Genomic DNA, 25763 nt, shown 5'->3' on the forward strand with positions numbered 1-25763 from the left:
GGCGAGCATGAACATGCAGGAAGCGGCTGAGCGTGCTGACAGCTTGCTCGATGAAGTATTTGCTGAAATCCGCCCTTCGGTGCGATGGACGCACGGCCCAACTACCACGGGGAGGTGTGACGTAACTCGGAGGAGAGTCGTAATGACGGTCGTTTCTGTCGAACGGCGAGGAAGTCTTTTGGGCTTGGTCGACCGGTTCTGGAGGAGCCGATACGTTATCAAGGCCGTCAACAGGGACCCAGACGTGCCGGCCATCTTTGCCCAGACGAGCGACGGGTTTGGGGTGAGCCTAATTATTGGGGGGAAGGGACAAGCCTTTTTTGAGGTGGACAGCCCGTGCGTCCGGAAATCGGAAGTGGTAGCACCAGCATCTAAGCCCAACGGACCCGACTATGCGGGCGACGAGGTCATTCCCCGCCCCAACGTCCGCTCCGACTTCTGGTCCGTCGGCGCTCCCTGAGCGCCCCCGTGCTCCCCGTCGTGACTCGTACACACCGTCGAAAACGCTGCCGAACCGTGCCCCGATAGGCCATGGTTGACGGGTGCGTAGATTCTGGGTGGCCGTCGGGGTCGGGGTCGGGGGGGCCGCGTGTTTTGTGGCGTTGCTCGTCGTGGGGACCTACTCCGCCGCTGCCGGGCTCGTCGGGGGGGCCGGTGGGGGGGCCGTGGCGTTGGCCAAGGGGGCCGTGCCTGCCAGGTATCAGGGGCTCGTCCAGAAGTGGGGGAACCTCTGCACGGCCATCAACCCGGCTCTGCTCGCCGCACAGCTCTACCAGGAGAGTGGCTGGAACCCCCGCGCCGAGAGCTCCGCCGCCGCGCAGGGCATCGCGCAGTTCATCCCCGGGACCTGGGCGGGGCACGGGATCGACGGGGACGGGGACGGGGACCGGGACGTGTGGGACCCGGCCGACGCGATCCCCTCCGCCGCGTCGTACGACTGCGAGATCGCCGGGTACGTGAAGAAGGTGCCCGGTGACCCCACCGACAACATGCTCGCCGCCTATAACGCGGGGGCGTACCGGGTGATCAAGTCGGGCGGGGTGCCCAACATCGCCGAGACCGAGAACTACGTGAAGATCATCCGGTCGCTGGAGAAGAGCTTCGCCCGGCCCGTCGGCCGTGTGCAGCCCTCCCAGCAGGCGGCCGGGGCCATCTACTTCGCCCAGAAGAAGCTCGGCACCAAGTACCTGTGGGGCGGCAACGGTACGCCCGAGCAGGGTGGGCGGTTCGACTGTTCCGGGCTGACCCAGGCCGCGTACCGGACTGTGGACATCGAGTTGCCCCGCGTCGCGAACGACCAATACAACGCCGGGCCGCATCCGTCCCGGGATGAACTGCTTCCCGGTGATCTGGTGTTCTTCTCGGACGATCTGACCAATTCCCGTGCCATTCATCACGTCGGCCTGTACGTCGGGGGCGGGTACATGATCAATGCTCCGTACACTGGGGCGGTCATTCGGTTCGACAAGATCGACACGCCCGACTACTTCGGTGCCACACGCGTGACCAAGGACGGGGCCGCGGCGCTGCCGACCGCGCCGCCGGCCGGCTGACGGCCGCGTCGGTGGCTGGAACCTTCCGTGAAGCCCAGGCCCTGAGCTGCGACGATGTGTCACTCTTCGATAACGTCATGGTGATCATTCGGTGGAGAGTGGAACGTACGCGCGGGGCGCGTCGTTGTCTGGCTGGGCGCGTGAATGATCGACGTGGACGAACCGAACACGGGGGTTCGTGAATCGCGGCGCACAGGGACGTGCGCCGCAGCAGCAGACAAGGCAAGGGGCCGCAGCAGATGGCTGGACTCGCACTGGATGGGTCGAACCCCGACGTCAGCCTGCTCTACGACATCAACGGGCTCGCCAAGTCCGCTCCCACCTGGTTCGACCGGGTCATGGAGTTCGTCGGAGAGTACGGGATCATGTTCGGCATGGTCCTCGTGGTCCTGTGGTGCTGGTGGAGTGTCCGCCGGCGCGGCACGGCCGAGGACTCCGTTTCGGCGGTGGCCGGGATCGTCTGGGCTCCGCTCGCGGCCGGTATCGCCCTGCTCATCAACATTCCGATCCGTGGCTTCGTGGAACGGCCCCGGCCGTTCAAGGACCACTCCGGGCTCGACGTCCTGGTCGACGGGAAGAACGACTTCTCGTTCGTCAGCGACCACGCCACGATGGCGATGGCCCTCGGTGTCGGACTCTTCGTCGCCCACCGGAAGTTCGGGTTGGCCGCCATCGGGCTCGCCCTGCTGGAGGGGTTCTGCCGGGTCTACATGGGCGTCCACTACCCGACCGACGTCGTCGGCGGTTTCGCCCTCGGTACGGCCGTCGCGCTGCTCCTCGCGCCCCTGGCCATGATGATGCTGACGCCTCTTGTGGCGGCCGTCTCCCGGTCCGCCCGGCTCGGCTTCCTCGTGCGCTCGCGCCGGCCCCGGACGGCGGACTCCGGCCGGGACGACGCGCTCGGCATCCCCGAGCCGCGCCCCGGTTCGCGCGGCGCGGGCTCCGACGGGGAGAAGGGCCTCGCGGCCTGAGCCCCGCACACCTCTCCATGTGCCCCGGAGCCCGTTGGGCGGACCGGGGCACACGTGCATCCGGCGCACACGTGCATCCGGGGCACACATGAATGCGGAGCCCGAGCCCCCTCACACCCCCTGCGCGTACGTGAAAAGCCCCTCAGGGTCGTACCGCTTCTTCACCTGGGCCAGGCGCGTCGTCGACGAGCCGTAGTACGCGGTGCGCCAGTTGGTCAGGGACGGGTCCGTGTAGTTCTGGTACGCCGCCCCGGACGCGTACGGGCGCATCGCCGCATGGGTGTCTTTCAGCCAGTTCTGCTGGGCGGTTCCAGGGGCCCCGGGGCGCCAGGCCCCGATGTACTGGGCGAGCATCCGGGAGCGGCGGTGGACGAACGCCGTCGCGCTCGGGGCCACCCGGTTCACCGCCCCGCCCAGTGCGGTCAGCGCGACCGAGCCCGCGCCGCCCTGCCCCGGGGCGAGGCGGGTGAACGCCTGGACCGCGTCCAGCAGGGCCGAAACGGCCGCCGGGGGCAGTGAGCGGTCGTAGAAGTCGGAGGCGGCGGCGTACGTCTCGCGCTGGAGGGCGCCCTGCGGGGAGCGGCCCGGCGTGGTCCCGGGGAGGTGGCACTGCGCGTCCGTGAGGCCCGAGCAGCCCGCGTACACCAGCATGGCGTCCCGGTAGGCGCGGCGGCGCAGCGAGACCGAGGTGGCGGAGGCGCCGATGCGGTCCGCGAGGCGGTCGACGGCGTTCTGCAGGTCCCCGTACGTGCCGAGGCTGAACGCCGAGACGGAGACCGTCGGGTCGGTGCCGCCCGGCCCGGCGTCGAGGTGCGCGGCCGACCAGATCTCGTCGGGCTGGTCCGGGCCCCACTCCTGCCAGGCGGTGACGACGTCCCGGGCGCGCGACCAGGGCCAGGACATGTACGCGGTGACCGTCCGAGGGGCAGGGTGCGTACGGAAGCGGAGGCTCGTGACGACGCCGAAGTTGCCGTTGCCCGCGCCGCGCAGCGCCCAGAAGAGGTCGGGGTCGTGTTTCGCGTCGACGGTCAGCGTCCTGCCGTCGGCCGTGACGAGGGTGGCGGCCGTGAGGCTGTCACAGGTCAGGCCGTAGGCGCGGGCGGCGACGCCGTGGCCGCCGCCGAGGGTGAGGCCGGAGATGCCGACGGTGGGGCACGAGCCGCCGGGGATCGTCACGCCGTGCGCGGCCAGGCCCTCGTAGACGCCGAGGAGCTTGGCGCCGGCGCCGATGGTGCCGTCCGCCCCGACGTGGTCGAGTGACGCCACGTCAATCACCAGACGGCCGTTGCCGCTCGACCAGCCGGCGTAGGAGTGGCCGCCGCTGCGGATCGCGACCGGTACGGAGGCGCGGCGGGCGAAGGCCAGGCACTCGCGGACGTCGTCCTCGTGCCGCACGTAGGCGATGCCGGCCGGTTTCTGGCCGTCGAAGCGGGTGTTGTAGAGCTGACGGGCGGTCGGGTAAGCGGTGTCGCCGGGGCGGATCAGCGGCCCGTCGAGGCTCTTGGCCAGCGCTGACCAGTCCGCCGGTCCGGAGGGCTTCGAGGGTTTGGACGCCGAGGGGGCCGGGGACGACGCGGGCCCGGTGGGGGGCGTGGTGTCGCCGGGGGCCGGGTCCGTCGTGCCGGTGCCCTCGCACGCGGTGGCGGTGGTGCCGGTGAGGACGGCGGCGCCCGCCGCGAGGAGCGTGCGCCGGTTCGGCAGGGTCATCGGACCTCCGGTGTGGGGGAGAGGGGGGAGGGCCTTCCCTTGGGATCAGGCCGTGGTGCGGTGTTCCTCGGCGTCCGCGCGGGCCCGGTCGCGGGAACGGCGGGCGGGCCCGTACCAGCCGCAGGCGCAGCGGGCGGTGCAGAACGACCCGCGTTCGACGGTGGTGGGTTCGTGGGCGGGGCGGGCCGGCGGGACCTCGGCGGCGTGTTGGTCGTACACGCGAACAAGGTACTGGGAGGGGTGCCCCGGCCGGGAGGGGTCCGTCAACCGTGAGGGGGCGCTCGGACCGCGGGGACGGCGCCAATCGGGGGCGTGGACGTTACAGGGGGCACGGGCCGTCGTTATGCGAGGCGGACACGACCTCGGGCAAGCGGTTCGGCGTTGGGGATGGGCAGGCGATGGTGGTGCAGCAGCACAGGTCCGGAGGCGGGGTGCGCGTCGTGCGCGCCCTCGTCGCGGTGGGCGTGACGGCGGCGGCCGCCGGGTGTGCCGGTGGTGGCGGCGCCGACCGTGCCGCGGCGGCGGCGGACGCCCGGGACGGCGGCGCCGAGGTGGTGCGGCGGGCGGCGGCGGTGCTCGCCGGGGACGGCGTCGCGAGCGCCGAGGTGAGTACGTCGATGGAGACGGCCGCCGGGGGCACCCGGGTCACGATCAGGGGCTCGGGGGCGTACGACTTCCGGGCCGGTTCGGGCCGGCTGAAGGTGGTGCTGCCGCCCGACGCGGCGGGCGAGGAGGAGCACCGGCCGATCACGGAGCTGCTGGCGCCGGGCGCGCTGTACATGATGAACCGGGGCGCGGGGGTGCCCGCCGGCAAGTGGGTGCGCATCGACACGACGGCGCTGGAGGACGGCAACCTGGTCACCGGCGGGGTGACCGATCCGCTGGCCGCGGCCGAGCTGCTGCGGGGCACGGGGGCGGTGACGTACGTCGGCGAGACGGATGTGGCCGGGGTGACCGTGCGGCACTACCGGGGCACGGCGGACATCGGCCGGGCGGCGCGGCTGGCGGCGCCGGGGGCGCGGGCGGCCCTGGTGGCGGCGGCGAAAGGGTTCCGCACGCGGGCCGTGCGGTTCGACGCGTATCTGGACGTGGAGGGGAGGCTGCGCAAGGTGCGCCACCGGTTCAGCTTCTCCAACGGGGACCGGGCGGCGGAGGTCGTCTCCACGACGCTCCTGTACGGGTTCGGCGTGCCCGTCACCGTACGGCTGCCGCACGACCGGGACATCTACACCGGCGAGGTCGAGCAGGGGCGGGCATGAGATGAGTCGCACGGGCCCCGCGTGGGTGGGGGCGAAATGGTCCGTCCGTGCCATGCGCGGTGCGTGTCGGGATCTCTACCCTGGGAAGCCGGTAACGGCAGTGAGAGGTGAGTGACGTGGTGACGCTCAGCGCCCCGACCGTATCGGACCATGTGGCGCTCGCCGAGATCGAGCTGTGCGGGGAATTGATGATCGCTGCCTCCGCGGCGAACGGGGAACGGCTCAGCGCGGACCGTATCGACGAGGTTCTCGACGTGAAGGTGAGCACCGACTGCACGACCGTCGCCGACTGCACCACCGTCACCGACTGCACCACCGTCACCGACCGCGCCACCGTCACCGACTGCACCACCGTCGCCGACCGCACCACCGTTCCCCGGCAGGGCGACCACCGGGGTTGACGGGTCAGGTGCGCAGCAGGCGGGCGATGGCCTTGGTGGCCTCCTCGACCTTCGCGTCGACCTCGTCGCCGCCCTTGAGGGCCGCGTCGGCGACGCAGTGGCGCAGGTGCTCCTCCAGGAGCTGGAGCGCGAAGGACTGGAGGGCCTTGGTGGACGCCGAGACCTGGGTGAGTATGTCGATGCAGTAGACGTCCTCGTCGACCATGCGCTGGAGGCCGCGGATCTGGCCCTCGATGCGGCGCAGGCGCTTGAGGTGTTCGGCCTTCTGGTGGTGGTAGCCGTGAATGCCGCGGTCGTGGTCGGTGACGATCGCTTCCACGGGGGCCGCGACGGGTGCCGCGTCCGGGGAGGGCCCGGTCCCGGTGGCCTCGGTGGTCGTCATTGCTGCCTCCCGCTTTCCCTTTACCCTGCCGTTTATATACCCCTGGTGGGTATATCCTAACGAATTCAGCTGAAACGTGACCTGGGGCCCGTGCTGATCACTGTGCCTGATGCGCGACACTGAAGAATGCCGGTTAGCCGTGGCCGGATGATGCGCCTAGCATCAGCCTGACCGAATCCAAAGCACCCCGAGGACCCCACGTGCGCTTTCGTCTGACCCCCAGGGAGACGAGCTTCTACGACATGTTCTCCGCATCCGCGGACAACATCGTCACGGGCTCGAAACTCCTGATGGAACTGCTCGGGGCGGATTCGTCCTCCCGGGCCGAGATCGCGGAGCGCATGCGGGCAGCGGAGCACGCGGGGGACGATGCCACCCACGCGATCTTCCACCAGCTGAACTCCTCCTTCATTACGCCGTTCGACCGTGAGGACATTTACAACCTCGCGTCGTCGCTTGACGACATCATGGACTTCATGGAGGAGGCCGTCGACCTGGTCGTGCTGTACCAGATCGACCAGCTTCCCAAGGGCGTGGAGCAGCAGGTCGAGGTGCTGGCGAGGGCGGCCGAACTGACCGCCGAGGCCATGCCGGGTCTGCGCACCATGGACAACCTCACCGAGTACTGGATCGAGGTCAACCGTCTGGAGAACCAGGCCGACCAGATCCACCGCAAGCTGCTCGCCCACCTCTTCAACGGCAAGTACGACGCCATAGAGGTGCTGAAGCTGAAGCAGATCGTGGATGTGCTGGAAGAGGCTGCCGACGCGTTCGAGCACGTCGCGAACACGGTGGAGACCATCGCGGTCAAGGAGTCCTGAACCACGTGGACACCTTCGTACTGATCGTGACCATCGGCGTCGCGCTCGGCTTCACCTACACCAACGGCTTCCACGACTCGGCGAACGCGATCGCCACGTCGGTCTCGACCCGGGCGCTGACGCCGCGTGCGGCGCTGGCGATGGCGGCCGTGATGAACCTCGCGGGCGCGTTCCTCGGCAGCGGGGTCGCCAAGACCGTCAGTGAGGGCCTGATCGCGACACCCGAGGGCAACAAGGGGATGGGCATCCTCTTCGCCGCGCTCGTCGGTGCCGTCATCTGGAACCTGGTCACCTGGTACTTCGGCCTGCCCTCGTCGTCCTCGCACGCGCTCTTCGGCGGAATGGTCGGCGCGGCGCTGGCCGGCGGGACGATGGTGCACTGGGACGGGGTGCTCGACAAGATCGTCATCCCGATGTTCCTGTCGCCGGTGATCGGCCTGGTGGTCGGTTATCTGGTGATGGTCGCCATCATGTGGATGTTCCGGAAGACCAACCCGCACAAGGCCAAGCGCGGTTTCCGCATCGCGCAGACGGTCTCGGCCGCGGGCATGGCGCTCGGGCACGGTCTCCAGGACGCGCAGAAGACGATGGGCATCGTGGTGATGGCCCTGGTCATCGCGGACGTCGAGTCCCCGAGCGACCCGATTCCGGTCTGGGTGAAGCTGGTCTGCGCGCTGATGCTGTCGCTCGGTACGTACGCGGGCGGCTGGCGCATCATGCGTACGCTCGGCCGGAAGATCATCGAGCTGGACCCGCCGCAGGGCTTCGCCGCCGAGACGACGGGTGCGTCGATCATGTTCGGTTCGGCGTTCCTCTTCCACGCGCCGATCTCGACCACACACGTGATCACCTCGGCGATCATGGGCGTGGGCGCCACGAAGAGGGTGAACGCGGTGCGGTGGGGTGTCGCGAAGAACATCATCCTGGGATGGTTCATCACGATGCCGGCCGCGGCGCTGGTCGCCGCCGCGAGTTACGGGGTCGTCTACCTGATGTTCGGCTGACGCCGGCTGCTGTACGTGGGTCCGCCCCGCACTCCCTCGGGGGTGCGGGGCGGACCCCTTTCGCCTTGTGGTGGCACCGCCATGCAGCACCCCAAGGCCGTACGGGAGGGCCGGGCGGATCAGCCGAAGCGGCCGGAGATGTAGTCCTCGGTGGCCTGGACCGACGGGTTGGAGAAGATGCGTTCCGTCTCGTCGATCTCGATGAGCTTGCCGGGCTTGCCGACCGCCGCCAGGTTGAAGAACGCGGTGCGGTCCGAGACGCGGGCCGCCTGCTGCATGTTGTGCGTGACGATGACGATCGTGAACCGCTCCTTGAGCTCGCCCACCAGGTCCTCGATGGCGAGGGTGGAGATCGGGTCGAGGGCGGAGCACGGCTCGTCCATCAGCAGCACGTCCGGCTCGACGGCGATCGCGCGGGCGATGCACAGGCGCTGCTGCTGACCGCCGGAGAGGCCGGAGCCGGGCTTGTTCAGCCGGTCCTTGACCTCGTTCCACAGGTTCGCGCCGCGCAGGGACTTCTCGACGATGTCGTTGAGGGCGTTCTTGCGGTACGAGCCGTTGAGGCGCAGGCCGGCCGCCACGTTGTCGAAGATCGACATGGTGGGGAAGGGGTTCGGGCGCTGGAAGACCATGCCGACCGTACGGCGTACGGTCACCGGGTCGACGTTCGTCCCGTACAGGTTCTCGTCGTCCAGGAGCACCTTGCCCTCGACGCGGCCGCCGGGGGTGACCTCGTGCATACGGTTCAGGGTGCGCAGGAAGGTGGACTTGCCGCAGCCGGAGGGGCCGATGAAGGCGGTCACCGAGCGGGGCTCGATGGTCATGGAGATGTCGTCTATCGCCTTGTGACTGCCGTAGTAGGCCGACAGTCCGCTGACGTCGATGCGCTTGGCCATCTGAATCACTGCTGCTTTCCGCCGGGCCTAGCGGCCGGTCTTGGGGGCCTTCCAGCGGGCGATGCCGCGGGCCACCAGGTTGAGGATCATGACGAAGGCGATCAGGACCAGGGCCGCTGCCCAGGCGCGGTCGTAGGACGCGGCCTCACCGATCTTGTACTGCTCGTAGATGTAGAAGGGCAGTGACGACTGGGCGCCTTCGAAGGGGTTGGTGTTGATCAGCTGACTGCCGAAGACCAGCAGGATGATCGGGGCGGTCTCGCCGGCGATGCGGGCGACGGCGAGCATGACGCCGGTCGCGATGCCGCCGATCGCGGTCGGCAGGACCACCTTCAGGATCGTGCGCCACTTCGGGATGCCGAGGGCGAGGGACGCCTCGCGGAGCTCGTTCGGGACGAGCTTGAGCATCTCCTCGGTGGAGCGGACGACGACCGGCATCATCAGGATCGTCAGGGCGAGCGCGCCCATCAGGCCGGACGGTTCCAGGCCCGCGATGAGCATGATCGAGAGGATGAAGAGACCGGCCACGATCGACGGGATGCCGGTCATGACGTCCACGAAGAAGGTGACGGCCCTGGCCAGCGCGCCCTTGCCGTACTCCACCAGGTAGACGGCGGTGAGCAGGCCGAGCGGGGCGGAGATCACGGTGGCGATGCCGACCTGCTCCAGGGTGCCGATCAGCGCGTGGTAGACGCCGCCGCTGGCCTCGGCCCCGAGGACACCGGCCATCGAGTGGGTCAGGAAGTAGCCGTCCAGGCGTTCGGAGCCGCGGCTGACGGTCGTCCAGAGCAGCGAGGCCAGCGGGACGACGGCGAGCAGGAAGCACACCCAGACCAGGCTGGTGGCAAGGCGGTCCCGGGCCTGGCGCTGGTTCTCGACCACGCTGGTGGTGACGTACGAGATGGCCAGGAAGAGCAGAGCGGAGACCAGGCCCCACTGCACACGGCTCTGCCAGCCGGCGGCGAGGCCGATGCCGACCCCGAGGGCGACGGCGACGACGGCGAAGCCGAGCGGGGCGAGGCGCGGCAGGGACCGGCTGCTGAGGCTGCTCCTCGGGGCGGCCGGGGCGGGCGTCGGGAGTTCCTGGACGCCGGGGGTGGTGGTGGCGTGGCTCATGCGTTGGCCCCCGAGTACTCCTTGCGGCGGGCGATGATGAGCCGGGCCGCGCCGTTGACCAGCAGGGTGAGGACGAAGAGGACCAGGCCGGAGGCGATCAGGGCGTCCCGCCCGAACGCGTCGGCCTCGCCGAACTTCGCCGCGATGTTCTGGGCGAACGTCCCGCCGCCCGGGTTGAGCACGTGCAGCGAGATCAGGAAGTTCGGCGACAGGACCGTGGCGACGGCCATCGTCTCGCCGAGCGCGCGGCCGAGGCCCAGCATCGAAGCGGAGATGACGCCGGAGCGGCCGAACGGCAGGACCGAGAGGCGGATGACCTCCCAGCGCGTGGCGCCCAGGGCGAGCGCGGCTTCCTCATTCATCCGTGGGACCTGGAGGAAGACCTCGCGGCTGACGCTGGTCACGATCGGCAGGATCATGATCGCGAGGAGGATGCCGACGGTGAAGAGGGAGCGGGCGACGCCGATCTCGGTCTTCTCGAAGACGTACGTCCAGCCGAAGAACTGGTCGAGCCAGAGGTTGAGCCCCTCCAGGTACGGCACGAGGACGAGGGCGCCCCAGATGCCGTAGACGATGCTGGGGACGGCGGCGAGCAGGTCGATGACGTACGCGATCGCGCCGGCCAGCCTGCGCGGGGCGTAGTGCGAGATGAACAGGGCGATGCCGACGGCGACGGGGACCGCGATGGCCATCGCGATGACGGAGCTGACGACGGTCCCGAAGAGCAGGACGGCGATGCCGAAGACGGGCGGGTCACCGGCCGGGTTCCAGTCGAAGGTGGTGAGGAAGTTGCCCTCGTCCTTCGAGATGGCGACGGCGGCGCGGTAGCTCAGGAACACGGCGATCGACGCCATGATCACCAGGAGCAGGATGCCGGAGCCGCGCGAGAGGCCGAGGAAGACCCGGTCGCCGGTGCGGCCCGTGGACCGGGGGCCGGATCGCCTGCCCGGTGGGGTCTGTATCTGTTGTGTGGTGGAAGCCATGGTCTTTCCGGTCTGTGTGGGGGAGCCGGGGCTCCCCTGGCGGCGGTGCACCGGAGGGGCTGGGGCGGCCGGTCCGGAGGGGTGTCCCGGACCGGCCGCCGGATGTGCTGGGTGTCGTACGGCTGGTTACGAGAGGTCGGCGACGGTCTCGCGGACCTTGGCGTTGATCTCCTCGGGGATCGGGGCGTAGCCCGCCTCGGTGAGGAGCTTCTGGCCGTCCGCGGAGGCGGTGTAGGTCAGGAAGGACTTGACGGTGCCGAGGGTGTCGGCCTTGTTGCCGGTGTCGCAGACGACCTCGTAGGTGACGAGGACCAGCGGGTAGGCGCCGTCGGCCTTCGTGGTGTAGTCGAGGTCGAGCGCCAGGTCCTTGCCGGTGCCCTTGATCTTGGCGGCGGCGATGGCCTTGGAGGCGTTCTCGGAGGACGCCTTGACCGGGGCGGAGCCGCCGGTGTCGATGTCGACCGTGGAGATCTGCTGCGAGGTCGCGTAGGACAGCTCGAAGTAGCCGATGGAGCCGTCGACCTGCTTGACCGTGGAGGCGACGCCGGAGGAGCCGGACGCGGCCTGGCCGCCGGGGGCGGGCCACTTCTTCTCGGCCTCGTACTTCCAGTCCTTCGGCGCCGCGGCGCCCAGGTACTTGCCGAGGTTCTGCGTGGTGCCGGAGTCCTCGGAGCGGTGGAAGGGCTGGATCGCCTTGTCCGGCAGCTTGGCGTCGGGGTTGAGCTTGGCGATCGCCTCGTCGTTCCACTTCTTGATCTTCGTGTCGAAGATCTTGGCGAGGGTCGGGGCGTCCAGGGTCAGGCTGTCGACGCCTTCCAGGTGGAAGCCGACCGCGATCGGGCCGCCGACCATCGGGAGGTTGATGCCCTGGCCGGTCTTGCAGATCTTCTTGGACTCGGCGACCTCCTCGGGCTTCAGCGCCGAGTCGGAGCCGGCGAAGCCGACGGTGCCCTGGTTGAAGGCGACGATGCCCTCGCCGGACGAGGAGGAGTTGTAGTTGATCTCCACGCCGGAGCAGGCGGCCATGTACTCCTTGACCCAGAGGTCCATGGCGTTCTTCTGCGCGCTGGAGCCGGAGGCGCGCAGCTGGCCCTTGGCACCGTCGCACTTGACGTTGGACGCGGCCTTCGTCTTGGCCCCGCCGGTGGCGGAGGTCTCGCCACTGTTGTCGTCCGAACCGCACGCCGTGAGGACCAGGGCGCCGGAGACGGCGAGGGCACCGAGCGCGGTGGCACGAAGCCGGTTCTTGCGCTGAAGCTTCACTTTCGGGTGTTCCTTCCAGAGACCGCCGCGGCTGCTGTTGCGGGCGGCGTGCGACGCAGGCGGTGCAGTGGCTGACCGCTGCACCCGGTAGGTCTGAAATTAGGCAGAACAGGTGACGTGGTTGACGGGGGTGGGTGAACGGAGAGTGAACCGTGGCGGGCGGCCCGGTTCCGGCTCCTACGCCTCCGGCAGCGTCTTCAGCGCCGCTTCCAGCACCTCGCGGTCGCGCGGCTGGGTCAGGCGCTCGCGGGCGGCTGCCGGCGGGAGCCACACCACCGCGTCGACCTCGTCGTTCGGGGTGAAGGAGCCCCTGGTGGCCTCGGCGGACCAGTACGCGACCTCCTTCGGGCGGCCCTTCGCGACGTACCGGGCCATGGGCAGCACGGCCCCCGGAACGCAGTGGTGGCCCGTCTCCTCCAGGACCTCGCGGACCGCGGCCTCCCGCAGGGACTCGCCGCGCTTCAGCTTGCCCTTGGGGAACGACCAGTCGTCGTAACGCGGCCGGTGCACGAGGCACAGCTCCACGTCCCCGGCGGGCGCGGGCGGCCGGCGCCACAGGACGCAGCCCGCCGCCCGCACCGTGCCGCTCACGACCGTGCCGCCCCCGTCGTCGCGTAGGGCCAGCTCGCGCGGAAGGCCGCGCGCGCGGCCTCCACCCCGTGGCGCTGGTCGGCGTGGAGCACGCCCAGGGCGTACGCGGTCGCCGGGGCGATCCTGGGCGTGCGGGCGGCCGTGGCCGCCGCGCCTGCCGCCTCCGCCGCGTCCCGGTGCAGGTCGAGGGCGTGGCCCGGGGCGGTAAGGACCGGGTCGGAGGCGCCGTGCACGACCTCGTGGGCGTAGCGGTGCAGCCGGAGCAGCAGGCGGGTCTGGTGCCAGGGCGCGTCGTGCGCCTCGTTGTACGGCTCCGCCGACTCGTCGGAGGGCAGCGCGGCGACCGCCCCGAGCAGCCGCTGCTCGGCCCGGTCCGCGGGTTCGGCGAGGAGTTCGCCGGCGGGGCCGACCGCGGCGGGGGAGAGCGGGACCTCGGAGGCGAGCAGCGCGACCGCGTCGGCCACCGCGTGGAAACGGGAGGAGCCGAGGGCCTGGAGGGCGGTGGAGTGGGCGCGGGTCCGGGCGAGGGTGAGCTGGCGTTCGAGGAGCGCGCCGGCCCGGGCGGCGCCGACGCCGAGGACGGGGCGGCCCTGGTCCGCGGACCTGCCGGGTGTGCGGGCGGCCGGGAGGGCGGGGGCGCCGGACAGGCCGTGCAGCGCGTCGAGGAGCCGGGTCAGCCGGTCCGCGTACGCGTGTTCGCGGGCGAGGGTGCCGGAGAGCCAGGACAGTTCGGTGCGCAGCTGCTCCGCCCAGAGCGGGTCGAGCGTGGTGCGGAAGGTGCGCAGGGCGGCGCCGATCCGGCGGGAGGAGCGGCGCAGCGCGGTGGCGGCCTGTTCCGCGGCGCGCGATCCGGCGTCCGTGGGGGCGGTGTTCTCGCGGTGCAGGCGCAGGCTGCGCAGGAAGTCCGCGGCCTGGGTGCGCAGGTAGGGGCCGATGACCGACCCCGCGCTCACGCCGGTGATGCCGGGCGCGTGGGCCGGGGCCGCGGCCTGGGTGTGCTGGTCAGGGCGTCGCACGCCGGCGCCTCCGGGCGTCAATGAGCATTTCCTGTACGTGCCGCAGGGGTTTGCCGTCCGCGTCCACGGAGTGCCGGGTCCAGTTGCCGTCGGGGCCCAGGTGCCAGGAGGAGGTGGTGTCGGCCATGCCGGTCTCCAGGAGGCGGCTGAGCGCGGCGCGGTGGGCGGGGTCGGTGACCCGGACCAGGGCCTCGATGCGGCGGTCGAGGTTGCGGTGCATCATGTCGGCGCTGCCGAACCAGACTTCGGGTTCGCCGCCGTTGCCGAAGGCGAAGACCCGGGAGTGTTCGAGGAAGCGGCCGAGGACCGAGCGGACCCGGATGTTCTCGGAGAGGCCGGTGACGCCGGGGCGGATCGCGCAGATGCCGCGGACCCAGATGTCGACGGGGACGCCGGCCTGGGCGGCCCGGTAGCAGGCGTCGATGATCGCCTCGTCGACCATCGAGTTGACCTTGATCCGTACGTAGGCGGGGCGGCCGGCCCGGTGGTGCGTGACTTCCTTGGTGATGCGGGCGACCAGGCCGTCGCGCAGCGACTTGGGGGCGACGAGGAGGCGGCGGTAGGTCTCGCGGCGGGAGTAGCCGGAGAGCCGGTTGAAGAGATCGGAGAGGTCGGCGCCGACCTGCGGGTCCGCGGTGAGGAGCCCCAGGTCCTCGTAGAGCCGGGCCGTCTTGGGGTGGTAGTTGCCGGTGCCGACGTGCGAGTAGCGGCGCAGGGTGTCGCCCTCCTGGCGGACGACGAGGGAGAGCTTGCAGTGGGTCTTCAGGCCGACGAGCCCGTAGACGACGTGGCAGCCCGCCTCTTCCAGCTTGCGCGCCCACTTGATGTTGGCCTGCTCGTCGAAGCGGGCCTTGATCTCGACCAGGACGAGGACCTGCTTGCCCGATTCCGCGGCGTCGATGAGGGCGTCCACTATCGGTGAGTCGCCCGAGGTCCGGTAGAGCGTCTGCTTGATCGCGAGGACGTCCGGGTCGCCGGCCGCCTGCTCCAGGAACGCCTGGACCGAGGTGGAGAAGGAGTCGTACGGGTGGTGCAGCAGCACGTCCCGCTCGCGTACGGCGGCGAAGATGTCCGGCGCGGACGCGGACTCCACCTCGGCGAGGTCGCGGTGGGTGCCCGCGATGAACTTGGGGTACTTCAGCTCGGGGCGGTCCAGCGACGCTATGCCGAAGAGGCCGGTGAGGTCGAGGGGGCCGGGCAGCGGGTAGACCTCGGCGTCGGACACCTTCAGCTCGCGGACCAGCAGGTCCAGCACGTACGGGTCGATGGACTCCTCGACCTCCAGGCGGACCGGCGGGCCGAAGCGGCGCCGCATGAGCTCCTTCTCCAGGGCCTTGAGCAGGTTCTCGGTGTCGTCCTCCTCGACCTCCAGGTCCTCGTTCCTGGTGACCCGGAACATGTGGTGCGCCATCACCTCCATCCCCGGGAACAGCTCCTCCAGGTGGGCCGCGATGACGTCCTCTATGGGGACGTAGCGCTCCGGCGACGCCTCCAGGAAGCGGGTCAGCAGCGGCGGCACCTTGACCCGGGCGAAGTGGCGGTGGCCGCTGACCGGATTGCGTACGACGACGGCGAGGTTCAGCGAGAGGCCGGAGATGTACGGGAAGGGGTGGGCCGGGTCCACGGCGAGGGGGGTGAGGACGGGGAAGACGCGCTGCCGGAAGAAGGTGAACAGGCGGGCCTGCTCCTTGTCGGTCAGCTCCGGCCAGCGGATCAGCTGGATGCCCTCGTCGGAGAGGGCGGGGGCGACGTCCTGCTGGTAGCAGGCGGCGTGCCGGGCCATGAGTTCGCGCGAGCGGGTCCAGATCAGGTCCAGCACCTCGCGGGGCTGCAGCCCGGACGCGGACCGGGTGGCGACCCCGGTCGCGATGCGGCGCTTCAGGCCGGCGACCCGGACCATGAAGAACTCGTCCAGGTTCGACGCGAAGATCGCGAGGAAGTTGGCCCGCTCCAGAAGGGGCGTGGTCGGGTCCTCGGCCAGTTCGAGGACGCGTTCGTTGAACGCGAGCCAGCTGCGTTCCCGGTCCAGGAAGCGTCCCTGGGGCAGCTCGTCCCCGTCGACGTCGGGCTCGTACGCGTCGGCGTCCGCGTCGATGTCGGGGTCGAAGTCGGCGGCGGTGGACAGGGCCGCGCCTCTTCCGGAGGGGGCGACGGCGTGCGGCCGGTGGGCGGCGAGGGCGCCGACGGACGGCTGGGCGGCGGGCTGGACCGGGACCTCGGAGCTGGGCTGCTGGCTCATGGATCCATTGTTCCGCCCGGAGCGCTCCGCAAGCGCGTCGGAGGCGGACGAGATCGTGTGGACGGCGCGGTCGGGGCGCGTTCTGCCGGTATTTCGCCCGTTGCGGGGGGACGGCACAGCTGGCTGCATCCTGCGAGGGTCGCAAGGCCGTCTGAATGCGTGGTTACGACGACATGACGTGCGGGAAGCGGTGGGTGGCCGTGTGCGGGGGCCCTGTCCGGGGCCGGAGCCCCGGACAGGTTTGGAAACGCCTCAGGCGTGGTAGCGGCGCAGCACCCGGAAGGCGAGCGCGGTGGCGGCTGCGGCGAGGGCGAGGAGGAGGGCGGTTTCGGTGAGCTGGAGGGGCCAGAAATGTCCGCCGGGGCGGACGGCTTCCCGGGCCACGGTCAGCGCGAGGGAGACGGCGACCGTGAGGGCCATCGACGGCAGGGTGCGCCGGACCAACAGGGCGATGAGGGCGCCGAGGGCGACGCAGAGCAGGGCGGCGGCGACGGGGGCGGGGCCCATCGCCCCGTACACCAGCGGCTCGGACGACTGCGCCGGGTAGTTCGTTTCGTGCGTACGGGACCAGCCCCACGCGTACACGGCGGAGAGTACGGCGACCCCGGCCACGATGAGGGCGCCGGGCACGGCGAGCTTGGCGGCCAGCCAGCGGGCGGGGCTCACGGACTGGGTCCAGGAGAGCCGGTAGGTGCCGTCCTCCAGTTCCCGGCCGATCAGCGGCCCGGCGACGTAGAGGCCGATGAGTGCGGGCAGGGCCGTCATGACCAGCCCGGCGTAGTCGAGGAGCCGGGCGTAGTGCAGCTCGATGCTGAGGAAGTGGCGGACCTGGATGCCGCAGCCGGTGACGGTGTGCCGCACCGAGCAGCCGGTGCCGGCGAAGTCGTCGGCCGAGGCGGACGTGAACCACCAGGCGCCGATCACCAGGGCGATCCCGGCGAGGGCGAGGGCGCCGCTGACCCACAGGACCAGGCGGTGCTGACGTACGACGAGCCGGACCGGACCTCGCAGAGCGATCGTACTCATGCCGCCACCGCCTGACGGGTCGTCGCGCTCGGCGTGAGCAGCGCAGGGGCCTCCGGGGAGCGGAGGTGGGCGAGCAGCAGTTCCTCCAGGGAGGGGGCGGTTCTGTCCCAGGCCGGGTCGACCGGGCCCTCCGGGCGGACCAGGGCGGTCAGGGTGCGGCCCGTGGTGCGGGATTCGATCACCGTGTGCGGGGCCAGGTCGCGGACCGGGCCCGTGAGTACGGCGTGGGCGGCGATCAGGTCGTCCGTCTCGCCGCCGAGGCGGACGCGGCCGCCGTCGACGAGGAGCAGATGGTCGCAGACGCCCTCCAGCTCGCTGAGGATGTGCGACGACATCACGATGGTCGTCCGGTGCTCGGCGGCCTCGGCCATGAGGGCGCCCATCAGCTGGTGGCGGGCGAGGGGGTCCAGGTCGGCCATCGGCTCGTCGAGGAGCAGCAGTTCGGCCCGCTTGCCCAGGGCGAGGGCGAGGGCGAGCCGGGTGCGCTGGCCGCCCGAGAGGTCGCGGACCTTCAGCTGCGACGGCAGCGGTTCGGCGATGCGTGCCGCCGTGTCCCGGTCCCAGCCGTCCGGGTTCAGCTCCGCACCCGCCCACAGCGTTTCGGAGACCGTCAACTGCGGATAGAGCGGCTTGTCCTGGGCCACGTACGCCATCCGGGTACGTATGTCGCCGGGTGACGAGCCGAGCACCCGGAGCGTTCCCTCGGCCGCCGCAGGAAGCCCGCCGCCAGAGCGAGCAGGGTCGACTTGCCGGCGCCGTTGGGCCCGACGAGCGCGCAGACGGCGCCGGCGGGCAGCCGGAAGGTGCAGTCCCGCAGCGCCCAACCGCCTCCGCGGCCCCGGTATCTCATGCCGAGCCCTTCGGACTCCAGCGCGGTGCCTGTCATCGGTCCTGGTCTCCCTCGAATGTGCTGTCCAGTACGGCGGTGAAGAGTGCGCTCACGTCGTCGCGTTCGAGCCCGGCCGCCCGCGCCCTGCCCGCCCAGGCGGCGAGTTCGGCGCGCAGCGGGGAGTCGTCGGCGGCCGCCGCGCCACCGAGTGAGCGGGTGACGAAGGTGCCGAGGCCGCGCCGGGCCTCGACCAGCCCCTCGCGTTCCAGCTCGCGGTACGCCTTGAGCACGGTGTTCGGGTTGATCGCGGTCGCCTCGACCACCTCCCTCGCGGTCGGCAACCGGTCGCCCGGCTCCAACAGGCCCAGACGCAGAGCCTGTTTGGCCTGCTGGACGATCTGGAGGTAGGTGGCGACGCCGCTGCGCCGATCGATGCGGAACTCGACTGCCGCGGACTCTGCCATCTTCACTCTTTCACTAATTGAGTAGTGAAAGGGTGCCGTAATAAAGGGGGCGGCGTCAAGCGGCGCCGCCCCCGGGTGAGTTGAGAGGGGGTCAGGACTCCGTGCGGTACATCAGGTCCACCTCGTGCGTCACGAAGCCCATGCGCTCGTAGACGGCGAGGGCCGCCAGGTTGTCCGCGTCGACGTAGAGCATCGCGGTCGGCAGGCCCTGCGCCGCCAGGTGGCGCAGCCCGGTCGCGGTGAGCGCCTTGCCGAGGCCGCCGCCCTGCGCGTCGGGCCGGATGCCGACCACGTACACCTCGCCGAGCTGCTCCTCGGCGTGCACCTTCGTCCAGTGGAAGCCGATCAGCTCCGTGGAGCCCGCGCCGTCCTCGCGCTCGGCCAGGAAGAAGCCCTTCGGGTCGAACCAGGGCTCGGCCTTGCGGTCGTCCAGGTCGCGCTGGGTCAGAGAGCCCTGCTCGGGGTGGTGGGCGAAGGCCGCGCGGTTCACCGCGAGCCAGGCGGCGTCGTCCTCGCCCGGGACGAAGGTGCGCACGGTGACGCCCGGGGGGAGGGCCGGCTCGGCCAGGTTCAGCGGGCTCAACGGGCGGCGCAGCTGGCGCAGTTCCCGGAACAGGGAGAGGCCGAGGACCTGGGCGAGATGGCGCGCCGCGGCCTTCCCCCCGTGTGCCCAGACCCGCAGCCGCTTCCCGGTGGCGGCGAGCAGGGCGGCCCCGAGCGCGCGGCCGTGGCCGTGGCCCCGGTGCGAGGGGTGGACGACCAGCTCGGCGGCCGGCGCCTCCACGGGGTCGGTGTCCTCCAATTGCGCGTACCCGGCGAGCACGCCCCCGGTGGACAGCAGGAAGTGCCGTACGCCGTCCCGCTGTCCGCCCCGCAGCTGCAGACGGCCCTGCTCCGAGACGGCCTGCCTGCCATCGGAGCTGGCCGCCTCCGCGAGCAGCTGGGACACGGCCTCCGCCTGCTCGGGGCCGAGGGTGTCGAGCGTCCGGATCTCGCGGCCGGGGGCGGGGAGGGGTACGTCAGTCATCATGCGTCGAGCGTACGGCGGGCGGGAAGTTCATCTCGTGTAGGCGGGACGACGGGGTCGGGCAGCGCTGGGCCGAATGAAGGTTCAGGCCAATATCTGTCCGGAAAAGCCGATCCTGTTGTTCACCCATCCTTCATGTGTGGATCATGTGTGCGAATGCTCGCCATGGCTGCACGTTCCAACTATGGAGGTCACACGTGAGATCCGGACGTCTGGCTGCTTCGCGCGAATCCGCCCGTCGCATAGGTACGGTGGCATTGGGTGCCACCGCGGTCCTGGGCTTCATCGCCGCTCCCGCCCAGGCATCCAGCTGGACCGGTCACTTGACGGGGGCTGCCCCAGGCTATGAGTCCCGTCGCTGGGACGACGACGGCGGCAGGACGAACATCAAGTTCTCCGGTTGCAAGGATGACTACACCAACAAGAGGGTGGCAGTCACCCTCTTCAGGAATAGGAAGCTCGCACCGGACGCGTATTACTCGACTCAGGCCTTCTCGAAGTGCTTCAGCGGCGGGACATCTTCCGGGTGGTGGGAGGATCACGGTTCCGGCTCCTACTACTTCGATGTCAACGGCGCCCTCGTGGGTGTGCACGTCTCGGTCGCGTCGATCACGACCATCTACTAAGCGTTCTTCCTCGCCTCCCCCGGGGCACACGCGCAAAGCGTGGCGACGTCTGCGGGGGAGGTTCTTCCTTTCCTGGTCCCAAGGTGCCTCATGCCTCTGCGCTATCAGTCCTGCAGCTTTCGTTACGCCCGCAGGTCACGTTCTGTCCTGGACAGGCTCGACTTGGATTTCGCTCCGGGGCACACTGTCCTCCTCGGCCCGAACGGTGCGGGCAAGAGCACGCTCCTCGCGCTAGGCGCCGGGGCTGTCAAGGCCGAGGCCGGTCGTGTCCGCTATCAGGAGCTCGATCCGGCGATCCGCAAGGACGTGCGGGCCTACCGAAGCAAAGTGTCCTGGCTACCGCAGCGCCCCGGTTTTCTTCCCGGGATGACGTGCAGAGAGCACGTGGCCTATGTGGGATGGCTCAAGGGCATGCGAGAGCGTGAGGCGTGGCACGCGGCGGCTGCGGCAATCGAACGTGTCGGTCTCACCGAGAAGAGCCAAAGCAAGATCGCATCCCTGTCCGGCGGCCAGCAGCAGCGCATCGCGATCGCGCAGGCACTCGTTCACGACGCTGAGTTGCTGCTCCTTGACGAGCCGACCGTCGGCCTCGACCCGAGCCAGCGCCGCCGCTTCCTCGATCTGCTGGTCTCCCTGCGCGGCACCGTGCATGTGATCGTCTCGACCCATGACATAGGCGACCTCGACGAGTCCTTCGATGAGGTCGTGGTCCTCGAAGCGGGGAAGACGAGGTTCAGGGGAACTGTCGACGCATTCGCACGCCACGCCGCCCCGGACTGCGCCCCCGGCCGACGTCTGGAGAGCGCCTACGCGTCGCTTCTGGAGGCGACCGAATGAGGGTCACCTGGGCCAATCTCCGGGCCTCTTCCGCACTCTGGCTTGTGCTTCCCGCGCTGATCTTCGCAGGCGTATACATCGACGGCGCCACATACACCGTCCCGTCTGGCTACGGCGTTCAAGCTGGGGAACTGGCCGCGCAAGGCGTGGTGGCCATAGCGACGGCTGTAGCGGCGGCCGGTGCGTGGGAGGCAGGGCGCCACCGTCTGCTGGGCGCCCTGGGGAGGACGGGCCGACGTGGCGCGGTTCGGCAGTTCATGCGAGGCGCCGCCCCCGTGGTGTTCCTGCTGATTGTCCTGGTCAGCGGTGCGATTGTCGTGGCCGAGCGGGAGGCCGGCACGCTGCCCAGCGGAATCGGGTGGCTCGCGGTGGCGCACTTGCTCGTCATTTCCTGCGGTTGGTTGCTCATCGGCTGGTCGTTGGGGGCGCTCCTGCCCAGGAGCGTCGCGGCGCCCCTCGCCGCAGTCGGCTGCTGGGCCTGGCTGACCATGCCGCACGCGATGTCCGCTCCCTGGATACGACACCTGGGAGGGTTCATCGATGGTGAGTCGACCGTCAACGACGTGCTCACTCCAGCCGTGTACCTCGTGCCATGGAGTGTCGTGGCAGGCTCGGCTCTTGCCTTCTGGCTGCTGGCGCGAATGCGCCCGCGCGGTGCGGCGGTGATCATCGCCCTTGTCGTGCTCACTGCTACAGTCGTCGCAGGCCGCGCTGCTGTGATCGGATGGGGGTACAGCAATCCCACGGAGCCACGCGACGTCAGCCTGTTGTGTGTCGGACGTGCGCCAACGGTGTGCGTACCGCCGGAGTACGAGCCTTACGCCGCGCAGTTGCGACGGGATGCCGTGCACCCCCTCGAACGGCTTGAGGCCGCAGGGGTGGCAGCGCCGCGAGAGTTGCGCGTCACTTCCGAGAAGAAGCCACTCAAGCCAGGTATGTGGCCTTTGGCCTGGTCGCTGCCACTGCGTGGCAGCGAACGAGACTCCACCGATTACGTGATCCGCCTTGCGGAGTCCGCTGTGTCGGGTACCGCCGAACTCGCCGGCGTACGTGACTGCCGGCAGCAGGGCTCCCTCGCGGCAGCATGGGCCACTCTGGTCGCCGGTGTGGACGAACAGACTGTACGGGCAGCGATGCTGCCGCCCGACTGGGCTGTGCTTGAAAAGGTGCGCAGTCTGCCTGTCGAAAAGCAGGCCGAGTGGTTCACCAGGGAAGTGGTGGGCCAGAAGCACTGCGTCAAGGGCGTCTCGTGATCCGATACGCGGTGAGGGTTCGTCGATGGTGGGTCGTCCTGTCCTCCCTGGCTCTGTTGGTAGTCATGTGCTGGTCGGTGGGGACGAGCGAAGTGCCCGTCCCCACTCTGGCGGGCGGCTTGGGTAGTTCCCAACTCGCCTACTTCACACCTCTTCTGGTCGTGGGGTCTGTTATGTACTGCCTGGAACGGCAGCTGCACGCACCCGAAAGCACGGCGGTTCTACCCGTCCGCTGGCTCGACCAGGGCGCGATCGTCCTCACGGCGGTCCTGGTCCACGTGGCTGGACTGACTGCCGGGATGGATGTTGCTCGCAACACGGTTCTTCTCCTTGCCCTGGCACTCCTGGTCCGCAGCGTTGCGAACGAGGCCGCGGCGGCGGGCGCGTGCCTGGGCTTCCTGATCGTCAACGTCCTCCTGGGCCGTGTGCAGAGCCCTGACGGTCTGGAATCCCACAGTTGGTGGGCTGTTGCCCTGTACTCCTCGAGCAGTGTGGCAGCGTGGCTGGCGGCGGTGTTTCTCTTCGTGGCCGTACTTCCCCTGGTGTCCGTACGTCATTCCGCTACCCTCTGACACGTCTTCGAGCCTTGTACGGCATATGGGTGAATGGCCGCGTTCCGACCGGTCGGCAACCACTTCGTAACCCCGTACATCTGTCGCGCTACGCGCGTTGACTCTAGGCTGCGGCTCGTACTTCACCCGCTGAACTCACAAGGGGACCGATGTCAGCGACACCGCAGAAGAACCGGGCGTCACGGCGGGTGCTCGCCGCCGCGGCCGGTCTCGCCACCGTGGGCGCCCTCGTCGCCGCCATGCCGGCCGGCGCCCAGGGGCGCGGCCACGGGCACCACACGCCGGCCCGGACCGTCGACGTGCAGCTGCTGTCCTTCAACGACCTGCACGGCAACCTGGAACCGCCGGCCGGCTCGGCCGGTACGGTCACCGAGACGCAGGCCGACGGTACGACGAAGGCGATCCCGGCCGGCGGGGTGGAGTACCTCGCCTCCTCGCTGCGTACCGCCCGTGAGGGCCACCCGTACTCGATCACCGCGGCCGGCGGCGACATGGTCGGCGCGAGCCCGCTGCTGTCGGGGCTCTTCCACGACGAGCCGACCATCGAGGCGCTCAACAAGATCGACCTCGACGTGACGAGCGTAGGCAACCACGAGTTCGACGAGGGCGCGACCGAGCTGGCGCGCCTCCAGAACGGCGGCTGCCACCCGGTCGAGGGGTGCTACGAGAAGGGCAAGAAGTTCCCGGGCGCCGACTTCCCGTACCTCGCGGCGAATGTGACGGCCGAGAAGACCGGGAAGCCGATCCTCGAGCCGTACACGGTGTGGAAGAAGAACGGCGTCAAGATCGGCTTCATCGGGGTGACCCTGGAGGGCACGCCGAACATCGTGACGGCCAACGGCGTCAAGGGACTGAAGTTCCACGACGAGGTCGAGACGATCAACAAGTACGCCAAGGAGCTGGACCGCCAGGGCGTGAAGTCGATCGTCGCGCTCATCCACGAGGGCGGCCTGCCCGCCTCGTCGTCGTACAACTACGACTGCGACAGCCCCGGCGCCGGTGACGGCATCTCCGGGCCGATCACGGACATCGCCAAGGGCATCACGCCGAAGGTCGACGCGCTGGTCACGGGCCACACCCACCAGGCGTACGTCTGCACCATCCCGGACCCGGCGGGCAACCCGCGCCTGGTCACGTCGGCCGCCTCGTTCGGCCGGCTGTACACGGACACGACGCTCACGTACGACCGCCGCACCGGCGACATCGTGCGTACGGCGGTGAAGGGGAGCAGCAAGAAGGGTTCCAAGCACCACGGCTCCACCCCGTCGAACCCGGTCTCCGCGAACCACCTCGTCAGCCGGGACCAGACGCCCGCCAAGGACATGACGGACCTGATCGCCCGCTGGAACACCCTCGCGGCGCCGATCTCGAACCGGCCGCAGGGCTACATCTCGGCGGACATCAACGGCCGCGGCTCCACGGCCCTGGAGAAGCCGCTCGGCGACCTGATCGCCGACGCGCAGCTGGAGGGCCTGGCCCCGGCGGACAAGGGCGGGGCGGTCGTCGCCTTCATGAACCCGGGCGGTATCCGCGCGGACCTGGTGTACAAGGCGTCCGGCAGTGAGGGCGACGGTGTCGTCACGTACGGCGAATCGTTCACGGTGCAGCCGTTCACCAACATGATGAACGTCGTCGACCTGACCGGCGCGCAGTTCGTCAGCGCTCTCCAGCAGCAGGTCAGCGGCTCCAACGAGGCCAGCCCGAAGATCCTCCAGGTCTCGAAGGGCCTCACCTACACGCTGGACATGACGAAGTCCGGCGCGAACCGCGTCGTCACGGACACGATCAAGCTGAACGGTGAGGCGATCGACCCGGCCAAGACGTACCGCGTCGCGATGAACGAGTTCCTGGCGGGCGGCGGCGACGGCTTCGCGGCGCTCGGACAGGGCACCGACAAGCTGGTCGGCGCCTCCGACCTGGACCTCTTCAACGCCTACCTGGCCGCGCACTCCACGGCCTCGTCCCCGCTGGCCCCGCCGGCGACGGACCGGATCACGGTCGTCCGGTAACCCGCGTTCCCCGCAGAGGGCCCGCCGCCTTCCCGGTGGCGGGCCCTCTCATGCATGAGGTGACTGCTGCCGTGCGCGGCCGGTACGCATCCGCGCACGCACGACCCGTCCGCCACTGCCGCCCGCTCCTCGTCCCGGACCCGAAGTCGCCGTCGGCCGGCGGTGACGGCGACTTCCTCCCCCCTTCGCCGAACCGGTGAGCGGACGCGGGGGCAGGGGGCGAGACGGCTGCCGGCTTCGGATCTGTGGAGCACTACCATGCGGCGATGTCAGACTTCATGGAGCAACTTCCCGCCCTCCTCGGGGTGATGATCGGAGCCTTCGGCTCGTACGTGGTGGTCATGCGGGGCGATCGGGCGAGGTTCCGCCGGGAGCACGCGGCCCGACGGCGGGAGCAGCAGCTGGCGGCCTACACCGACTACGCGCTGACGCTGAAGAGGACCGTCACTCTTCACCGTCGCGTCGCGGCGCAACTCGGCCATGACAGTTATCCCCACCCTCTGCCGGCCGCAGAGGCGGCTCCCCTGCTGGTCGACGCCGCGGACTCCCGGTCCGTGGCCGGAGAGGGGCTGCTGATGCTCGGCTCTCCGGACGTCGTGGAGGCTGCGCACGGGTGGGCGCTCACCGTGATGGAGGTTGCCGGCCTTCTGCGTGCTCCTGTCTGCACCGCTGACACATGGTCGGCGCAGCTCGACAAGCAGCGCATGGCTCGGGAGAAGTACTACACGGCGATCCGGCACGACATGGGACTGCCGCCCGGCCACTCCGGCCGGTGGCAGCTGTCGCCGGCACAGCTTTCCTGAGCCGAACGGAACGACGGCTGCCTGGGCGCCTGCTCCCACACGATCGACTGCTCCTTCGGCCCCGGCGCCCCGCGGCTACGAGGAGGGGGCAGAAGGCGGGCGCACGGCCTGACGG

The 25763-nt window shown here is 70.1% G+C and carries 26 protein-coding genes and 1 pseudogene; 13 read left to right on the top strand and 14 right to left on the bottom strand.

Annotated features, from left to right (window positions below; all coding sequences use genetic code 11):
• The first annotated feature begins 7 nt into the window (after positions 1-7).
• The 3 genes from ACN6LM_RS06100 to ACN6LM_RS06110 all read left to right on the top strand — a co-directional run bounded on the left by ACN6LM_RS06100 (position 8) and on the right by ACN6LM_RS06110 (position 2524).
• Entirely contained in the window at positions 8-460 is a 453-nt protein-coding gene (locus ACN6LM_RS06100; RefSeq protein ID WP_445064225.1) for a hypothetical protein, read from the top strand.
• A gap of 82 nt (positions 461-542) precedes the next feature.
• Positions 543-1553 carry a C40 family peptidase gene (locus ACN6LM_RS06105; protein WP_445064226.1) on the top strand — a complete coding sequence of 337 codons (1011 nt, stop codon included), beginning with the start codon at positions 543-545 and terminating at the stop codon, positions 1551-1553.
• Positions 1554-1792: 239 nt separating this feature from the next.
• Positions 1793-2524, top strand: coding sequence for a phosphatase PAP2 family protein (locus tag ACN6LM_RS06110; RefSeq protein WP_445064227.1), 732 nt, complete (start codon positions 1793-1795; stop codon positions 2522-2524).
• A gap of 111 nt (positions 2525-2635) precedes the next feature.
• Here ACN6LM_RS06110 and ACN6LM_RS06115 read toward each other — a convergent pair whose 3' ends face one another.
• A complete protein-coding gene (locus tag ACN6LM_RS06115; protein ID WP_445064228.1) occupies positions 2636-4231 on the bottom strand; it encodes an FAD-binding oxidoreductase in 1596 nt (531 codons plus the stop codon).
• A 45-nt stretch (positions 4232-4276) separates the two neighbouring features.
• A complete protein-coding gene (locus ACN6LM_RS06120) occupies positions 4277-4450 on the bottom strand; it encodes a hypothetical protein (protein ID WP_445064229.1) in 174 nt (57 codons plus the stop codon).
• Positions 4451-4629: 179 nt separating this feature from the next.
• On the opposite strand from ACN6LM_RS06120, the gene ACN6LM_RS06125 reads away from it, so the two are divergent.
• On the top strand, positions 4630-5490 hold the full coding sequence (locus ACN6LM_RS06125; protein WP_445064230.1) for a hypothetical protein: 861 nt from the start codon (positions 4630-4632) through the stop codon (positions 5488-5490).
• 116 nt (positions 5491-5606) lie between these two features.
• Positions 5607-5891, top strand: coding sequence for a hypothetical protein (locus tag ACN6LM_RS06130; protein ID WP_445064231.1), 285 nt, complete (start codon positions 5607-5609; stop codon positions 5889-5891).
• Between the two features lie 4 nt (positions 5892-5895).
• Here ACN6LM_RS06130 and ACN6LM_RS06135 read toward each other — a convergent pair whose 3' ends face one another.
• Positions 5896-6273 (bottom strand): metal-sensitive transcriptional regulator, encoded by a 378-nt coding sequence (locus tag ACN6LM_RS06135; RefSeq protein ID WP_445064232.1) that lies wholly within the window; start codon positions 6271-6273, stop codon positions 5896-5898.
• A gap of 200 nt (positions 6274-6473) precedes the next feature.
• On the opposite strand from ACN6LM_RS06135, the gene ACN6LM_RS06140 reads away from it, so the two are divergent.
• Entirely contained in the window at positions 6474-7094 is a 621-nt protein-coding gene (locus tag ACN6LM_RS06140) for a DUF47 domain-containing protein (RefSeq protein ID WP_164401152.1), read from the top strand.
• A 5-nt stretch (positions 7095-7099) separates the two neighbouring features.
• Positions 7100-8098, top strand: coding sequence for an inorganic phosphate transporter (locus ACN6LM_RS06145; RefSeq protein ID WP_383305689.1), 999 nt, complete (start codon positions 7100-7102; stop codon positions 8096-8098).
• Positions 8099-8217: 119 nt separating this feature from the next.
• On the opposite strand, the gene pstB is transcribed toward ACN6LM_RS06145, so the two are convergent.
• The 11 genes and pseudogenes from pstB to mshD all read right to left on the bottom strand — a co-directional run bounded on the left by pstB (position 8218) and on the right by mshD (position 19551).
• Positions 8218-8994 carry a phosphate ABC transporter ATP-binding protein PstB gene (pstB, locus tag ACN6LM_RS06150; protein ID WP_445064233.1) on the bottom strand — a complete coding sequence of 259 codons (777 nt, stop codon included), beginning with the start codon at positions 8992-8994 and terminating at the stop codon, positions 8218-8220.
• A gap of 27 nt (positions 8995-9021) precedes the next feature.
• Positions 9022-10110, bottom strand: a complete 1089-nt coding sequence (gene pstA, locus ACN6LM_RS06155) for a phosphate ABC transporter permease PstA (RefSeq protein ID WP_445064234.1) — start codon at positions 10108-10110, stop codon at positions 9022-9024.
• Entirely contained in the window at positions 10107-11093 is a 987-nt protein-coding gene (pstC, locus tag ACN6LM_RS06160) for a phosphate ABC transporter permease subunit PstC (RefSeq protein WP_445064235.1), read from the bottom strand. The genes pstA and pstC overlap by 4 nt, the downstream gene beginning before the upstream one ends.
• Before the next feature lie 126 nt (positions 11094-11219).
• On the bottom strand, positions 11220-12356 hold the full coding sequence (gene pstS, locus ACN6LM_RS06165) for a phosphate ABC transporter substrate-binding protein PstS (protein ID WP_445064236.1): 1137 nt from the start codon (positions 12354-12356) through the stop codon (positions 11220-11222).
• Positions 12357-12533: 177 nt separating this feature from the next.
• Positions 12534-12947, bottom strand: a complete 414-nt coding sequence (locus tag ACN6LM_RS06170; protein WP_445064237.1) for an NUDIX hydrolase — start codon at positions 12945-12947, stop codon at positions 12534-12536.
• Positions 12944-13984 (bottom strand): CHAD domain-containing protein, encoded by a 1041-nt coding sequence (locus ACN6LM_RS06175; protein ID WP_445064238.1) that lies wholly within the window; start codon positions 13982-13984, stop codon positions 12944-12946. The genes ACN6LM_RS06170 and ACN6LM_RS06175 overlap by 4 nt, the downstream gene beginning before the upstream one ends.
• Positions 13950-16202 carry an RNA degradosome polyphosphate kinase gene (locus ACN6LM_RS06180; protein ID WP_445064239.1) on the bottom strand — a complete coding sequence of 751 codons (2253 nt, stop codon included), beginning with the start codon at positions 16200-16202 and terminating at the stop codon, positions 13950-13952. Before ACN6LM_RS06180 ends, ACN6LM_RS06175 begins: the two co-directional genes overlap by 35 nt.
• 252 nt (positions 16203-16454) lie before the next feature.
• Positions 16455-17228, bottom strand: a complete 774-nt coding sequence (locus ACN6LM_RS06185) for a hypothetical protein (RefSeq protein ID WP_445064240.1) — start codon at positions 17226-17228, stop codon at positions 16455-16457.
• A pseudogene (locus ACN6LM_RS06190) lies at positions 17225-18114 on the bottom strand (ABC transporter ATP-binding protein). The gene ACN6LM_RS06185 and the pseudogene ACN6LM_RS06190 overlap by 4 nt, the downstream one beginning before the upstream one ends.
• Positions 18111-18521 carry a GntR family transcriptional regulator gene (locus ACN6LM_RS06195; protein ID WP_445064241.1) on the bottom strand — a complete coding sequence of 137 codons (411 nt, stop codon included), beginning with the start codon at positions 18519-18521 and terminating at the stop codon, positions 18111-18113. Before ACN6LM_RS06195 ends, ACN6LM_RS06190 begins: the two are co-directional and overlap by 4 nt.
• Positions 18522-18612: 91 nt before the next feature.
• Positions 18613-19551: a mycothiol synthase gene (gene mshD, locus ACN6LM_RS06200; RefSeq protein ID WP_445064242.1), complete on the bottom strand. Its 939-nt coding sequence runs from the start codon at positions 19549-19551 to the stop codon at positions 18613-18615.
• Between the two features lie 254 nt (positions 19552-19805).
• Between mshD and ACN6LM_RS06205 the strand changes: the two genes are divergently transcribed.
• The 6 genes from ACN6LM_RS06205 (at position 19806) to ACN6LM_RS06230 (ending at position 25648) form a co-directional block, all read left to right on the top strand.
• Positions 19806-20174 (top strand): hypothetical protein, encoded by a 369-nt coding sequence (locus ACN6LM_RS06205; RefSeq protein ID WP_445064243.1) that lies wholly within the window; start codon positions 19806-19808, stop codon positions 20172-20174.
• A gap of 90 nt (positions 20175-20264) precedes the next feature.
• Positions 20265-21011 carry an ATP-binding cassette domain-containing protein gene (locus ACN6LM_RS06210; protein WP_445064244.1) on the top strand — a complete coding sequence of 249 codons (747 nt, stop codon included), beginning with the start codon at positions 20265-20267 and terminating at the stop codon, positions 21009-21011.
• A 275-nt stretch (positions 21012-21286) separates the two neighbouring features.
• Positions 21287-22264 carry a DUF7224 domain-containing protein gene (locus ACN6LM_RS06215; RefSeq protein ID WP_445064245.1) on the top strand — a complete coding sequence of 326 codons (978 nt, stop codon included), beginning with the start codon at positions 21287-21289 and terminating at the stop codon, positions 22262-22264.
• A 173-nt stretch (positions 22265-22437) separates the two neighbouring features.
• Positions 22438-22836, top strand: coding sequence for a hypothetical protein (locus ACN6LM_RS06220; RefSeq protein ID WP_445064246.1), 399 nt, complete (start codon positions 22438-22440; stop codon positions 22834-22836).
• A gap of 149 nt (positions 22837-22985) precedes the next feature.
• Positions 22986-24845, top strand: coding sequence for a bifunctional metallophosphatase/5'-nucleotidase (locus ACN6LM_RS06225; protein WP_445064247.1), 1860 nt, complete (start codon positions 22986-22988; stop codon positions 24843-24845).
• A gap of 266 nt (positions 24846-25111) precedes the next feature.
• Entirely contained in the window at positions 25112-25648 is a 537-nt protein-coding gene (locus tag ACN6LM_RS06230; RefSeq protein WP_445064248.1) for a hypothetical protein, read from the top strand.
• Positions 25649-25763 lie beyond the last annotated feature (115 nt).

The organism is Streptomyces sp. SAS_281, from assembly GCF_052542855.1.